Origin of the sequence: Methylobacterium sp. J-092 (assembly GCF_022829325.1) — a bacterium.
Classification (GTDB): Bacteria; Pseudomonadota; Alphaproteobacteria; order Rhizobiales; family Beijerinckiaceae; genus Methylobacterium.
The window spans coordinates 128,088-141,678 of the sequence record NZ_JAKSXU010000067.1; the positions used below are offsets into that span (position 1 = coordinate 128,088).

Annotated in this window: 10 protein-coding genes; 6 read left to right on the forward strand and 4 right to left on the reverse strand. The window is 62.7% G+C overall.

The genetic code is table 11. The features are described from left to right. Positions 1–74: 74 nt before the first annotated feature. Positions 75–1,030 (reverse strand): IS630 family transposase gene (locus MKK60_RS06740; protein WP_243984604.1). Its coding sequence is split into 2 segments (ribosomal slippage): positions 75–685 and positions 685–1,030, totalling 957 coding nucleotides; the frame shifts between segments, so codons are not numbered across the junction. A gap of 89 nt (positions 1,031–1,119) precedes the next feature. Next, a complete protein-coding gene (locus tag MKK60_RS06745) occupies positions 1,120–1,305 on the reverse strand; it encodes a hypothetical protein (protein WP_238272951.1) in 186 nt (61 codons plus the stop codon). Between the two features lie 508 nt (positions 1,306–1,813). On the opposite strand from MKK60_RS06745, the gene MKK60_RS06750 reads away from it, so the two are divergent. From MKK60_RS06750 to MKK60_RS06765, 4 genes are all read left to right on the forward strand, one after another. After that, complete coding sequence (locus MKK60_RS06750) at positions 1,814–5,065, forward strand: efflux RND transporter permease subunit (RefSeq protein ID WP_147762528.1); 3,252 nt, start codon at positions 1,814–1,816, stop codon at positions 5,063–5,065. Further along, positions 5,065–6,450, forward strand: coding sequence for an efflux RND transporter periplasmic adaptor subunit (locus MKK60_RS06755; protein ID WP_147762529.1), 1,386 nt, complete (start codon positions 5,065–5,067; stop codon positions 6,448–6,450). Before MKK60_RS06750 ends, MKK60_RS06755 begins: the two co-directional genes overlap by 1 nt. Positions 6,451–6,625: 175 nt before the next feature. After that, on the forward strand, positions 6,626–7,306 hold the full coding sequence (locus MKK60_RS06760) for a response regulator transcription factor (protein ID WP_147762567.1): 681 nt from the start codon (positions 6,626–6,628) through the stop codon (positions 7,304–7,306). Then, positions 7,293–8,678, forward strand: coding sequence for a sensor histidine kinase (locus MKK60_RS06765; protein ID WP_147762530.1), 1,386 nt, complete (start codon positions 7,293–7,295; stop codon positions 8,676–8,678). The genes MKK60_RS06760 and MKK60_RS06765 overlap by 14 nt, the downstream gene beginning before the upstream one ends. A gap of 131 nt (positions 8,679–8,809) precedes the next feature. Here MKK60_RS06765 and MKK60_RS06770 read toward each other — a convergent pair whose 3' ends face one another. Both MKK60_RS06770 and MKK60_RS06775 read right to left on the reverse strand, forming a co-directional pair. Further along, positions 8,810–9,109, reverse strand: coding sequence for a hypothetical protein (locus MKK60_RS06770; RefSeq protein WP_147762531.1), 300 nt, complete (start codon positions 9,107–9,109; stop codon positions 8,810–8,812). Between the two features lie 538 nt (positions 9,110–9,647). Then, a complete protein-coding gene (locus MKK60_RS06775) occupies positions 9,648–11,246 on the reverse strand; it encodes a porin (protein ID WP_147762532.1) in 1,599 nt (532 codons plus the stop codon). 832 nt (positions 11,247–12,078) lie between these two features. On the opposite strand from MKK60_RS06775, the gene MKK60_RS06780 reads away from it, so the two are divergent. Beyond that, on the forward strand, positions 12,079–13,035 hold the full coding sequence (locus MKK60_RS06780; protein WP_243984606.1) for a GlxA family transcriptional regulator: 957 nt from the start codon (positions 12,079–12,081) through the stop codon (positions 13,033–13,035). A 103-nt stretch (positions 13,036–13,138) separates the two neighbouring features. Next, entirely contained in the window at positions 13,139–13,585 is a 447-nt protein-coding gene (locus MKK60_RS06785; protein ID WP_243984609.1) for a (2Fe-2S)-binding protein, read from the forward strand. Positions 13,586–13,591 lie beyond the last annotated feature (6 nt).

A 13,591-nucleotide genomic window follows, 5' to 3' on the forward strand; every position in this document is an offset into this window, starting at 1 on the left:
GGATCGCCCTGATCTCAACCCCAATCTCAATTCGCAAACCCGTTACTCGGACGGGCTACTAGAGCCGTTTCCGGTCATGTTGGGTCGAAGGCATCGTATCCAGCAGCGGTGACGTAGTTTCGGCATTCGTGCGGGCGGAAGGCCTTGAAGGCTTCTCGGATGGCGGCCCAGAGGTCTGGCACCGTGCGCGCGGCGGCCGTGCGCAGGAGCGCCTTCAGCTTGGCGAAGGCTTGCTCGATCGGGTTGAAGTCCGGGCTGTAGGCCGGGAGGTAGAGCAGATGCGCGCCGGCCACCTCGATGGCCTTCCGCACGCCGGCCACCTTGTGGACGCTCAGGTTGTCGAGAATGACCGTGTCGCCGCGCTTCAGCACCGGGACCAGGGTATCGGTGACGTAAGCCAGGAAGCGCCCGCCGTTCGTCGCTCCGTCGAACAAGGTGGTGGCGACGAGGCCGCTCGTGCGCAGGGCGGCGGTGACGGTGGTGGTCTTGTAGTGCCCGTGCGGAGCGGAGATGCGGCAGCGCTTGCCCCGTAGGGATCGGCCATAGGACCTCACCATGTTGGTGGCGGCCGCCGTCTCGTCGATGAAGACGAGGCTGTCCGGATCGAGATCGAGTTGGCCGTCGAGCCAAGCGTCCCGGGCCGCCCTCACGTCCTCGCGCTGCTGCTCGTCTGCATGAAGAGCCCCTTTTTACGGGTGATGCCGTGGCGACCGAAGAACCGCCACAGCCCGCTCGTGCTGGTTCGGACACCCTGCTGGGCCAGCCTGTCGCGTAGTTCCCGCAGGAAAATCTGCGGATGCTCGCGGCAGCTCTCCAGGATCGTCTCGGCATGAGCCTCGATGGCGGGCGGGGCCCGGTCGCCGCCCGCGGGCTTGGGGGCGATCTCGCCCGCGTCCCGGAAGCGCGCGTGCCAACGGATCGCGCTGGCCTTCCCGACACCGAAACGCTCAGCCGCTTGCCGGCGCGACGATCCCGCTTCGACCGCTTCGATGACTCGCTCGCGCAGATCGACTGACAGAGCTGATGGCATGGCGCTCTCCTTCGAAAGCGCGCCATCGAATCAGACCGCGCCCCTCACCGCTACCCCCGACTCAAGCCGAACGGGAACGGCTCTAGCCTTCAAGGATAGGCGTGCCGCCGGTTCCGTTCGAAGGCCTGCTCGCAGGCCTGATCGAACAGGGCGCAGGGGGGCCTCTCGCCGTTGGGCTCCGTCAGCATCGGTTGACCGCCAATGTCGCCCAGGGAATGTTCCTGCGAATAGCGGGAGCGCGGATCAAAATATGGATCGCTCGTGTAACTGCTCATGAAGGCACCGCCCGCTGGCTGTTCGTTCCGGGCCAGAGCAGAAGTGGCCCATGGCGAAAGGATCGCCAGAGCCGCGAGGACGCGGATGGGCTGTCTCGACATCGGGAACTCCGAACGCGCAAGCCTGCCGAGCCGGCGGCGACGGAGAATGGTGGCTCACAAACTCTGATCAGGCAATCGAATAAACATTTGATCGCTGAAGTAAAATAGCTGTTTTTAATTTTTATTTATAAATTAAATTTTTGACTATTTTGCGCTTGAGCCGTCCCTTCGCCTCACGGCTAGTTGCTTCCCACCTTTTAAAGGCTGCGTGGCGATTTTCTGTTTCAAAATATTTTTAAAAAATCAATCGCGAATTCATTCGTAAGACCTTTCGTCTAGCTCTATCTAGCGGTCGACTTACTTCGCTTCGTTAAAAGACCTCCAAATAGCGCCTTTCCTCTGTTCGTCCGAGCGCGCTTCAGGCGCTGGCCGCATGGTGGGTTGTGCCGGGAAGCCCGATTTATCGATGAATCTTGTTCGGTTCGCCCTGAAATTCCGTAAGAGCTTCTACGTTCTGGCGATTTTGATGGCGTTGGGCGGCGTCGGCGCAATCGCCGTAGCGCCGAAGGACGTGCTGCCCTCGGTCGACATTCCCGTCGTTGTCGTGGTGTGGACCTATAGCGGTCTCGACGCCACCGACATGGTTCAGCGCATCACGAACTACAGCGAGTTCTCGCTGTCGAGCAACGTGAACAACATCAAGCGAATCGAGTCGACGTCCATCCAGGGGACCGTGACCGAGCGGATCTATTTCGATTCCGCCGTAAGCATCGACCTCGCCATGACGCAGGTCGATTCCGCCATGAACGCCATCCGCTCGCGCATGCCGCCGGGCGTGCAGCCGCCGGTGATCATGCGCTTCTCGGCCTCCTCAGTGCCGGTGATCCAGCTTGCGCTGTCCTCGGGCACGCTGCCGCTGACCAAAGTGTTCGATTACGCCCAGTACCGCACCCGCCAGCGCCTCGCCCAGGTGCCGGGCTCGACCTTGCCGTCGCCCTATGGCGGCGCCCCGCGCCAGGTGATGGTCGATCTCGACCTCGCCGAGCTCCGCGCCGTGGGCATGACGCCGCTCGACGTCACCAACGCGGTCCTCAAGCAGAACCTCGTCGTCCCCTCGGGCCTCGCGAAGATCGGTCGCCAACAATACACCGTGCGGCTCAATTCGAGCCCCCAGCTCGTCGATCAGCTTAACCGCATCCCGATCAAGGTCGTGAACGACCAGCCGGTGCTCCTGCGCGACGTCGCCCATGTCCGCGACGGCTCGCCGCCGCAGACCAACATCGTCCGCGCCGATGGCGAGCATTCCGTGCTGTTGCAGGTGCTGAAGAACGGCTCGGCCTCGACGCTGGACGTGGTCAACGCCGTGAAGGCGGCCCTGCCGGACATCCGCGCTGCCTCGCCCAAGGGCCTGTCGATCACGCCGCTATTCGATCAATCGGTCTTCGTTTCCGACGCCATCGGCGATGTCGTACGCGAGGCGGTGATCGCCGCCGGGCTCACGGGACTCGCCATCCTCCTGTTCCTGGGCTCGTGGCGATCGACACTCGTGGTCCTCGTCTCGATTCCGCTCTGCATTCTCACCTCTCTGTCGGTGCTGGTGGCGCTCGGCCAGACCATCAACGTCATGACGCTCGGCGGCCTCGCGTTGGCCGTCGGCATCCTCGTGGACGACGCCACGGTGGCCATCGAGAACACTTACCGGATGTTCGAGGAGGGCTATCCCTTCCGCCGCTCGGTGCTGGAAGGCGTGGCTGGTATCGCCAAGCCGGCGCTGATCTCGACACTGGCTATCTGCTCGGCCTTCTCGGCGGTGTTCTTCCTAACGGGCGCCCCCCGCTACCTGTTCGTGCCACAGGCCGAGGCGGTCGTCTTCGCGATGCTCACCTCCTACCTGCTCTCACGCACCCTTGTGGCGATCCTGATCGACGTCCTCGTCGCGCCGGAATATGCAAGACATCATGGTGGGGCGGCTCCTGCGCTGGAAGTCGGCCCACGCCGCCGCTCGCTCCTGTCGCGCCTCCTGGCGCCGCTTGCGTGGCTGCTGCGCTTTCCACTGCGTGTCGCCTTGGCATTCCGCGAGGCCTTCGAGCGCGGCTTCGCACGATTCCACGCTGGCTATGTCGGGTTGCTCGGTGCGGTAATCCGCCATCCGAAGCGGGCGCTTGCCGGGGCAGCCTGTGTCTTCGCCGTGACAGCGGGGCTCTTCCCCTTCATCGGGCAGGACTACTTTCCGCAGATCGAGTCGAGCCAGATGACGCTGCACATCCGCACCCGGCCGGGAATGCGGATTGAGGAGGCGGAAAAGACCTTCGCGCAGGTGGAGGACATCGTCCGGCAGGTCGTCCCGAAGGACGAGCTAGGCCTCATGCTCGACAATATCGGCCTGCCGGCGTCGAATTACAATTACGCGTTCATGGACGCATCCTTCGTCGCCTATAACGACGGACAGATGCTCATCAATCTCAAGGGTGAGCACAAGCCGATCTCGTTCTACGAGCGGCGTTTGCGGAAGGTGCTACGTCGGGCGTTTCCTTCGGATGTCTTTTATTTCCAGCCCGCCGACATCATCACGCAGATCCTGAACTTCGGCACCGTGGCGCAGATCGACGTGCAGGTCTCTGGTCGGCACGACGCGAAGGACCTCGCCGTCGCCCGCGCGCTCGTGCGCCGGGTCGCGGCGGTGCGGGGGGCGGTGGACGTCCACCTGCACCAGATCGTCGATGCGCCGCAGATGTACGTAAACGTTGATCGCCGGCTCGCCTCGGAGATGGGGGTGAGCGAGCAGATCATCGCCCAGAACCTCAACGTCTCCCTTTCCGGCTCCTTTCAGGTCAGCCCTAACTTCTGGGCCGATCCGAAATCCGGCACGCCGTACCAGCTGTGGGTGCAGACCCCGGAATGGCGCAACGGAGACATCGCCCGGCTGATGAATACGCCAGTCTCGGTCCACGGCACCGGAGACGGCCAGCCGGGCATCCCGATCCTGCTCTCGAATATCGCCACGATGCAGCGGCAGCCAGAGCAGACGGTGATCAACCACGTCAACACCCAGCCAACCTTCGACATCCTCGCCAACGTGCAAGATGCCGACCTCGGAAGCGTGCGCAGCGCGGTCGAAAAGATCGTCGCGGAGGAGCAGGCGACGTTGCCCGCCCCCGACAAGATCCGTGTGCGTGGTCAGATCGAGAGCATGGAGGGCGCCTTCGCCCATATCGAGGTCGGACTCGGGATCGCGCTGATGGCGGTCTACCTGCTGCTCGTCCTCAACTACCAGACTTGGGTCGATCCCTTCGTAGTCATCGCTGCGCTGCCGCTCGCCTTCTGCGGCATCGTGATGAGCCTGTTCGTTACCGGCACGACCTTCTCCATCCCGGCCCTGTTCGGGGCGATCATGTCGGTGGGCGTGGCGAGCGCGAACTCGATCCTGCTCGTCACCTTCGCCAAGGAGCACCGTGAGGCCACGGGCTGCTCGGCCCCCGAGGCCGCGCTGATGGCCGGCAACACCCGGCTGCGACCGGTGCTGATGACCGCCTCGGCCATGTTCCTCGGCCTGATCCCGATGGCGATCGGCTCGGGCGAGGGCTCGGAACAGAACGCGGCGCTGGCCCGCGCCGTCATGGGCGGCATCGGCATGGGCACGCTCTCCACGCTGCTCTTCGTACCGCTCCTCTACACGCTTCTCCGCCGCAACCCGATCAAGCCCCTTGAGGACTATTGATGAGCCCGTTCATCGAACCCGACGACGCTGGGAACGACTCCGCGGAGCGGGCGCATGCCCATGCGGTCGAGATCGATCCTCTGCGGCAGGACCTGCTGGGCGAGGCCCTGACTCATTCGCACCTTCCCCCGCCGCGCAAGCGCCCGTTCGTGATCGCGCTTCTGGCGCTCGGCAGCGCCCTCGGCCTGGGCGGCTGGCACCATTGGCAGACCTACCGCACGTCGTTGGAGACGCAGGAAGACGTCATCAGCTTCGTACCGACCGTCCGCACGGTTTCGGCCGTCGAGGACGACAAGCCGATGAGGCTGACACTGCCGGGACAGACCGAGGCTTTCGACCACGCCGACATTTTTGCCCGTGCCACTGGCTACATCGCCGAACGCCGGGTCGATATCGGCTCCCGGGTCAAGAAGGGCGACCTCCTCGTGCGCATCGCCGCCCCCGACCTCGACCAGCAGAAAAGCCAGGCCGAGGCACAGCTCGGCCAGCTTCAGGCCCAGCTCGCCGTCGCCCATGCCGACGTGGAGCAGGCCAAGGCCAACGTCACCCTCGCCAACGCCACCGACGCCCGGACGTCGACGCTCGCCGGCCAGGGCTGGGCCTCGAAGCAGACTGCCGACCAGACCCGGGCGCAGATGCTCACCGCCACGGCCGCCCTCACCGCCGCCGACGCGAAGGTGAAGGTGGCCGAGGCGAACATCACTGCCCAACAGGCGACCGTAGACCGGCTGCGCACGCTCACCACCTTCGAGAACGTGACCGCGCCCTTCGACGGCATCGTCGTGGCGCGCATGGTCGATGTCGGCGACCTCGTCCATGCCGATCTCGGCAGCGGCGCGTCACTCTTCTCCATCGAAAGCACGGACTTGCTACGCGTGTCCGTCCAGGTGCCGCAATCGGCGGCGGTCCACATCCGCGACGGTGTCCGAGCGACGGTTCAGGTGGCTCAGATGCCGGAGCGGAGTTTCCAGGGCACGGTCTCGCGCAGCTCCGTGGCCCTGCGCTCGTCGGTGCGGACCCTCGACACCGAGGTTGACGTAGCGAACCCGGACGGGGCGCTGCGGCCGGGGCTCTATGTGAACGTGACCTTCGCCGTGCCCCGCGCCCATCCCGGCCTTCAGATCCCGTCCGAGGCACTCATCTTCGATGCCGCCGGAACCCAGGTCGCCGTGGTCCAGCCCGACGATACGGTGAAGCTTCATCCGATCACGATCTCGCGTGATCTCGGCACGACCCTTGAGCTGCGTTCCGGCCTGAAGGGCGGCGACACCGTCGTCCTCAACCCCCCAGCCGACCTGCGAGACGGCAGCCGCATCGTCCCGAAGGGCAGCGTCTCTTCAGGGGAACCCGTTGCCAAGCTCTCCGTGCAGGCAAGCGCGGAGTGACGAAATGGCCAACGACAGCGCCTATGTGACAAGCTTTGCCGACGATATGACGCACGCCCTGCCGCCTGATAACGCGCCATTTGACACCGACCGCGAAGAGCATAACTCCAGCGTCCCAGCCGAAGCGCCGAGCCCGAAAGGGGCTCAGCGTATCCATAATAAAAAGGATAAAAGGATGGCCAACGTTCTTGTGGTTGAGGATGATCAGCGCGTTGCTGCCGAAATCGGATTGGCACTGACCGAACACGGCTTTCGGGTGGATGAGGCCATGAACGGATCAATCGGTCTACGCAAGGCGATGGATGGTGACTTCGATGTCATCGTCCTCGACCGGATGCTGCCGGAGATCGACGGCCTCGCTCTGCTTACCAAGCTGCGCGCCGCCAAGGTTTCGACCCCGGTCCTGATCCTTAGCGCGCTCTCGGCCGTCAACGAGCGCGTGGACGGGCTGCGTGCCGGGGGCGACGACTACCTCGCCAAGCCCTTCGAGTTCATCGAGCTGACCGCGCGGGTCGATGCTCTTGCCCGGCGCAAAATGGCCGCCGAGGCGGTGAGCGAACTCGTCGTCGGCGACCTACAACTCGACTTGATCGAGCGTGTGCTCCACTGCGCAGGTCGGGAGATTGAGCTTCTACCGAAAGAGTTCGCGATCATCGAGTTCTTGATGCAGAACGCGGGCGTGCTGGTGAGCCGCAAAATGATCTTTGAGTCAGTTTGGGGCTACAGCTTCAACCACCAGTCGAGCGTCATCGACGTCCATGTCGGTAAGATCCGCAAGAAGCTTGATCCCGACGGGCTGAACCCGCGCATCCACACCGTCCGCAACACGGGGTTCATCCTCCGTGCGACTGCTTGAGGTCCGCCGCACAAGCGGGTTCCGGGTCGCGTGCCTGTTCTTCGCGACGTTCGGAACTGCCTCCCTCGCACTCTCGGGCTTCCTCTATCTTGACACCCGCAGCTACGGCCGCAAGGCCGCGTTCGAGTGGGTCGGGTGGGAGTCGAAGCATCTCCTGAGTCTCGCGCCCCACGCCCTGCGCGATCGTATCGACGCCTCGGAGGATTTCGCCGAAGGCGGCCGCCCCCTCGTGCTGTTCGGACCCGACCACGCTCGCCGCGTAGGGGCACCGATCCCGTTTCCTGAAACGGCCCCGGTCGGCCGACCATTCGTACTGACGCAGCCGGCGGAGCACGGGTCGCGCACCCTGTTCAGCCAGTTGAGCCGCCTTCAGAGCGGCGAATACGTCCTCGTAAGTCGCTCGGCCAAGGATCTGGAAGCCCTCGAGAAGGCCCTCGTCGAAACCTTCGTCTGGGGCATGGCAGCCACCATCGTCATCGGCCTCGTCGGAGCAGTGATCTTCGGCGCCGGATCGCTTCGCCAGAACGACGCCATCACCAAAGCCGTCGAGCGCATCATGCGGGGTGACCTCAGCGAGCGCCTGCCGACAAGGGGCGTCTCTGCGGACCTCGCGCACCTGACCGGCGTCGTGAACGACATGCTCGATCAGCTCGAGCGGCTGATGTTCGAAATCAAGGGCGTCAATGAGAACATCGCTCACGACCTGCGGACCCCGCTGACGCGAGTGGTGGGCATTTTGGAACGGTCGCTCCGCAAGGCCGACAACGTCGAAGCGTTCCGAACTTGCAACGAGGATGTCCTCGCGGAGGTCAAGGATATCGTCATCCGCTTCTCAGCACTACTGCGTATCTCGGAGATGGAAGATCGCATGCGCCGGTCGGGCTTTACGGACCTCGACCTCGCTCGCCTACTGGAGGATGCGGTCGAGTACTACGAGCCCCTAGCCCTGGAACGGGATATCGGGCTCCGCTGGGAGCAGCCCGAAGAGCCCTGTTCCGTAGAGGGCGACCGCAGCCTGATCTTTGAGGCGGTGAGCAACCTGATCGACAACGCCCTGAAGTTTACCCCTGCCGGTGGCGAGGTAAAAGTCACGCTGGTGCGCGATCCTCCGGGCATCCGCATCGACGATACGGGCTGCGGCATCCCGGTCGAAGAACTCGGTGCGGTGCGGGAGAGGTACCGGCGCGGGGCGTTGAGGACAGGCAAGAGCGGCTTCGGCATCGGGCTCAGCCTCGTCGATTCCATCGCCCGGTTGCACAGCGCCGCGTTCGACATCGCGAGCGATGCGGGTGGCACCCACGCCACCTTGGTGTGGAAGCCTGCGGTCACGGCGGCAGGATCCCCCGCTGTCATCCAAGCCCAGAGCGCTTGAAGCACCTTCCATCAGAGCGGTTGCCGGTTCAACGAAAGACAATGCGGCATCACAAAGAGATAGAGCATTTCCCATGATCCGAGGACCATGAAAAATGCTCTACACTGGTGCCGGGGCCAAGCCCTGTGGTTTCAGTAAGCGTCGCCGTAGGCCCGGCGCTGGCGCGACCGCAGGTGGCTCCATTGGCGGTCCGTCGGGACCGATCCGACAATGACCGGGCGCTGTGCCGCGAGCGAGCCGCTCGCTCCTATTGCGTTCCGCCACATGCCGCCGGAACGGTCGTTGCCCTGTGCGTAGGCGTCGGCGTCGAGACCATCGCCGCTGGTGCGGATGATGAGTTTCGGGTCGATGGACTGCTGCGTGTCCGCCGCAGAAGCAGCGCCGGATATCAGGATGGCACCAAGAGAGCAGGCCAGAACGAACGTTTTCATGGTCAATTCTCGTATCGATGGCGTCGCTCGCTGGCGACATGCCATCATAGTGTATCCGACGCTGTATAAATTCAACGTTTTATCAAACAATAAAATTTTCGTCTTGAACTCTGGATTTGAATTTGAAACGGAACTTTAAGTCCACTTTAGCGCCAAAGAAAAAGCCGACCGGTTTCCCGGTCGGCTGAGTCTAAGGGTCTGAAGCTTTTGTTCAGAGTCGATCGGCCCCGGTACCTGGGCCTGTCGGCTCTGAAACTAAGCGTCTGTTCTGCCGGCTGTGCACTGAATCGCCGAAGAACTATGGTATTTGTAGCAAAGCCACAGTATCAAGCAATCAAAATAAATTTTATCATTTTAATACCGATTTATCGATTTGGAAACAACAAAGCCCAGCTAGTGGGCCGGGCTTTGTCGATCCTGCGAAGGGTAAGAGAAACCAGAAGTTCTTCCGTTCTCCATTAATCTAGGAAAACACCCTGGTTGATAGTCGTGCGACTCTTTTACTCGCCCAGCTGGTATCAGCGTTGGCGGAACAGGCTTAGAAATCGCGCTGAATACGGAAACGGACCTGGGCCGCATCCTGCGAACTTATGTAGCGCAGGGAGCTCTTGGAGATGTCGGGGGTCACGCCGCTGTTGAGGGCGGTTCGGATGTATTCGCCCTCGACGCCGATATCAAGGTCCCTAACCGGGGTCCAGATTAGGCTGGCGCCCGTGACGATCTGGTTGTTGCCGCGCAGGACGGGGCTCGTGGCGAAGGCTAACGCATTTGCCGCATTAGCTCCGCTTGGCGCGAAACCGAAACCGAGGGCGCCGAGTGCGTTGCGGCCCCGCGTGTTGTAGTCGATCTGCGCGTAGCTCCCGAAAACTGCCGAGCGCCAAGTTGGCGACCAGTAATGCAGCAACGAGGCGACAGTTGAGAACGAAGTCGAGAGTTCTAGCTTGCCCGTCGATGGGTTTAATACAGCATCGGAGTAGTATTGCAGGAACGATCCTCCACTCACCGGGGCGGCAGCGAGGGCATCGTACGGCGCCGTGTAGTTGGAGATGCCTGTGTAGCTCATGGCGCCCTGGCCATAGGCGCCTTGAAGGTAGAAGGTGTCGCCCGGGGCGATGAAGGGCAGATTGACCTTCACGGCGCCTTGCACCGCGAACCCGTAGTCGCTGGATGCGCGGCCCGTCGGAGCGATGCCGAGCCCTGCCGTGGCGGTCGCGACACCCGCGACCGTGCTGGCGGCGTCGCCGGCGTTGATCTCGTGCACGGCTGCCGACAACTGCGCCGACCCCCAGGGCTGATCGATTCGAGCGACGCCGACGAAGTCAGGAAGGCGGCTCTTCTGCGTCACGTCCACGAAGGCGACGGTGCCCGGCCCTACGATGATCGGGGCGAGGAACGTGGACGGCGTAAAAGGGTTGAAGGCGTTGCTATAGCCTGCAAATCCGCCCGCCGCCGTGAAGGCCCCAGCGGCGGCGCCGGTGCCGAAGATTGGGAAGCGTCGAAAGGTCGGATCTTCCATCGAAGCCGTCAGGGTGATGCCGTTGCCGAGCACCGCCGAGTAGGCAAGCAGGTTGGTGCTGTAATTATCCGAACCAGCGGTGCCGCCGATCAACTCGAAGTCGTGGGCGTAGAAGTCGAAGAAGGACGATGCGCGACCGGCAGTGAGGCCGGCGAACTGGATAAAAGCCTTGTCGGCATTCACGAAATCCTGCGTCCGGCCGAAGGCGTCCGCGCCGAGGCCTGGGAAGGCCTGCCCCTCGCGCTGGCGGGAGGCCGAAGTGACGAAGGGGCCGCTGCGAGAGGCGACGTCAAGGCGCAGGAACGCGCGCAACGTGCCGTAATCAGTCTGCGTGCGCGCATCGAGGTTCAATCGGAGGAGGCCGACATAGCCCGACACGTCGCCTCCGCTTCCCGTGCGGACCTTGCTGGCCTGATACAGGTAGTCGTACCGTGCGCGCCCCGAGAGGCGGATACAGGTGTCGCTGCCAGGAATGTAGAAAAATCCCGCGCCGTAGGCGGTGCAGACGCGGACATATTCGACAGGGACTGCCTTTTTGACTGGAAGATCCGCGGCACGTGCGCCCCCTCCGACGGCTAGCAGGGCCGAGGAATAGAGCAGAATCGTCTTGAGGTTTTGCATTGTGTCCCCACATCCGACGCCATTTGCGCCCAAGCGCCAGCATCGACCCGAATCGGTGCCCAATCGCAGTCCTCGTCAGTAGAAAGGACTATCGTTGCAGCTTTTTGGTGGCTTGGCCGCTTATCGATCGGCAGCTTGACTATATATTTGGTTGCATCTCTCGACAAATAAAAAGTGATTTATTTGAATAAAGGTATTTCGATTTTTAAAATAGGATTTTAATTTTCTAACTGATTTGACTTTATGAGTTTGAAGCAGACACCATTTTCTCCGTCACCAGAACGCCGATAAAGACCCGTAGAAATCGAAAGAATAGACGATAATCGATGCGCATCTTGTGAGATGCTTCGGCCAACGCTTGGACGGCCCTGCGGCCAAGACGGGAGTAGATCTCGTTCGCGGTCGCCAATAATGGAATGTTCTAGGTCAAGGATTGCTTTGCCATAGCCGTCCACAGCGGATCAGTTAAGTCAGAGGGTGCTTTCCAAGCTCTTTCTGCTCCCGGACTGATGGCACCGCCCCTCAATAACGTCAGCCTTGTAAGGTTCGCGGCCTGAGCAGACGTCCAAATTTTCAAACTTGACTTACGAAAGCAGACGGGCGGCAAACCACCCACCCCGGTCGTAGAGCAGACGGACGGGTCCCGACCCAACCTCGCCGTTTGAGGCATTTCCCGACGCACCTGAAAGCGGTCGTTCAGCCATTGGTTGGCGTGCATCTGGCGAACTTGGTCTCGGACGAATATGCCTCGTTTTCTGCCGTTCCGCTTGTACTGTTTCATTGGCGGCCTGATGTGGAACTCAGGCCCGGTTAGAGGGTAAGGGGGGCCGCGATGGCTGACGTCCGCCGCATTGGCCTTGTGCTTTGCCCAGACTTCGATTTCATGGGCTTGGCTACCACCTCGCCCTTTGCTGTCGCCAATAGATACGTAACTGACACGACCTATGACATTCGTGTGCTGTCGGAGGCCGGTGGCCTTCTTCACTCGGGGTGCGGCCCCGCCGTCGAGACCGAGCGGCTGAGCGATCCGTCCGCCTTCGACACAATTATCGTCGCCGCGGGGATCAGCCTTCCCGAGCCGAGTTCGGATCTCTTCGTTTATCTACAAGAGGCGGCTCGCTCCACGCGCCGCTTGGCCGGCCTCTGCCTCGGTGCGTTTGCCCTGGCCGATGCCGGCTTATTAAGCGGGCGGCGCGCCACAACCCACTGGCGCTATGCGCCTCAATTCCGCGCGCGCTATCCCGACTGCCATCTCGACATCGATAAGATCTATGTCGCGGACGGCAATATCTGGACGTCCGCTGGCATGGCGGCGGGCATCGATCTCGCTGTCGGCATGGTTGAGCGCGACCACGGCCGGCAAGTCGCCCGTACTGTGGCACGAGGCCTCGTCATGGAGCGCCGCCGGGCCGGGGGCCAGGCCCAGCATTCGGCCCTGCTCGATTTCGACGCGCCGAGCGACCGGATACAAAGTGTTCTCGCCTACGCGCGGCAGAACCTGCAGCGTCCGTTGATCACGGAGGATCTCGCGGCGGTCGCCTGCCTCAGTCCGCGTCAGTTCGCACGGGCTTTCCGAGCCGAAACGGGGGTCTCGCCGGCCAAGGCGGTCGAGGTGATGCGCGTCGAGGCCGCCAAGCACATGCTGGAGCAAAGCCGCCTACCCATTGAGGAGATCGCCGACGCTGCCGGCTTCGCCAGCCGCGAGCGGATGCGCCGGGCGTTCCTGCGCGTTCAGGGAGAAGTCCCACGGGCAATCCGTCGGGCGGCTGGACCGCTCGCGGTCGTCTGACCGCCCCGCATGTCCGAAAACGAGGCAATTATGACGTAGTGGGTGCGGAGACCTCTGCGTAAGCATGGCCGTGGGGCCTACTTACTCTCAGGGATTCGTTGCGATGGTCAGCCTGACGATCAATGGTCGCCAATATGCAGTCGACGCCGAGCCCGATACGCCGTTGCTCTTCGTCCTGCGCGACACGCTCGGCCTGACTGGCACGAAATACGGCTGCGGCATCGCTCAGTGCGGGGCCTGCACGGTGCATCTCGACGGTCAGGCGACGCGGTCATGCCAAGTGCCGCTGGGGAGTGTCGGCACCCAGACCGTTACCACCATCGAGGCGATCGAGCAGGACGAGGTCGGCCGGAAGGTTGTCGAGGCTTGGGTCGCATTGCAGGTGCCGCAATGCGGCTATTGCCAGTCCGGTCAGGTCATGGCCGCCACTGCCCTGCTGAAGCAGACGCCGCACCCGACCGAAGGCGACATCGTCGACGCGATGACGAACCTTTGCCGGTGTGGAACCTACAACGCCATCGCTGCCGCCGTGCGGCAGGCTGCTGCCTAAGGAGCA